The organism is Pseudomonas sp. CM25 (assembly GCF_013179705.1).
In the GTDB taxonomy this organism is placed as follows: Bacteria; Pseudomonadota; Gammaproteobacteria; order Pseudomonadales; family Pseudomonadaceae; genus Aquipseudomonas.
This window is the reverse complement of sequence record NZ_JABMCW010000692.1, coordinates 1-823: the sequence shown is the minus strand read 5'-3', so window position 1 is coordinate 823 and position 823 is coordinate 1. Positions and strand designations below refer to the sequence as shown.

Sequence of the window (823 nt, the reverse complement as noted above, 5' to 3'; positions counted from 1 at the left end):
GCCAGGCATCGCTGAGCTGGGCGTCGAAGTAGCTGCCCAGGCTACTCACACTGAAGTCGGTGTACGGCTGTTGGCCAAAGCTCTCGAAGGTGATCGGGTCGAAGCCGCCGAACGGGTTGTCGTATTCGCTGCGGCCGCGGCTGTCGAGCAGGTTCAGGCCTGCCTCGAAGCGCTCGCCGAAGGTGTGGCTCAGGCTCAGGTTGAAGGCCTTGTTGCGGTAGGCGTCATGGTCGCCATCGCTGGCGAAGGACGGCCCTGTGGCATCGATGCCTGCAGTCTCGTCCAGGCTGGCGCCCAGGTTGAAACGGGTGGCGTCGTTGCCGCCAGAAAGCCCCAGGCTGCGCTGGAATGTCTGGTTGCTGCCGGCCGCGATGCGCAGACGTGGTTGCAGGCCGGGGCCGCTGCTGCGTCGGGTGAAGATCTGGATGACCCCGCCAATTGCGTCGCTGCCGTACACCGCCGAGCGCGAGCCGCGCAGCACTTCTACCCGCTCGATCTGGTCAACGTCGAGAAACTGCAGGCCGCTGTCGCCCGAGGTGGCGTTGGCGATGCGCACGCCATCGACCAGTACCAGGCTTTGTGCGGCCTTGGTGCCGCGGATGAAGATGCCTGGCAGGCTGCCACGGCCACCGGTGGGGGCCACCTGGACGCCGGGCACGCGGCTGAGCAGGTCGGTGACGCTGCTGGGCTGCAGGCGGTCGATGTCGGTGCGGGTGAAGACGGTGTTGGCGGCACTGGTAGCGGTGCGCGATTCGACCTGGCGGCTGGCGCTGATCAGCACGTCGGGGAGCTTGAGGGCGTCGTCGCGTTCGGCGGCCAATAG

1 protein-coding gene is annotated in these 823 nt (G+C 67.2%); it reads right to left on the bottom strand.

Annotated features, from left to right (window positions below; all coding sequences use genetic code 11):
- Window positions 1–823: TonB-dependent receptor (locus HP546_RS30740; protein ID WP_256678586.1), on the bottom strand; the 823-nt coding region annotated here is incomplete at both ends.